The organism is Paenibacillus terrisolis, from assembly GCF_056171975.1.
On the sequence record NZ_JBKFGG010000049.1, the window covers coordinates 1 to 346 of the forward strand.

Consider the following 346-nt stretch of genomic DNA (forward strand, 5'->3'; position numbering starts at 1 on the left):
AGCTGACAGGTACTAATCGGTCGAGGGCTTATCCAAATATCTAATACGCAAAAACGTTTCGTATCCAGTTTTCAAGCGATTAAGCGCTTGAAGCGTTTGGTGGCGATGGCGGAGGGGTTCCACGCGTACCCATCCCGAACACGACCGTTAAGCCCTCCAGCGCCGATGGTACTTGGACCGAAGGGTCCTGGGAGAGTAGGACGCCGCCAAGCAAGAGAGAAAGAGCACTGCCGATATTCGGCGGTGCTTTTTTGTGTGTCCAGGTGTGTTGAATACGAATTTAGATGCTAAGACGTAACGAAGTAATATGGGATGTACTTGGCCAGTCGAGAAGAAATGTTGTATT

The 346-nt window shown here is 49.7% G+C and carries 1 rRNA gene; it reads left to right on the forward strand.

Going from position 1 to position 346, the window contains the following annotated elements:
- Positions 1-95: 95 nt before the first annotated feature.
- A 5S ribosomal RNA gene (gene rrf, locus ACI48K_RS24425) occupies positions 96-212 on the forward strand.
- The last annotated feature ends 134 nt before the right edge of the window (positions 213-346 follow it).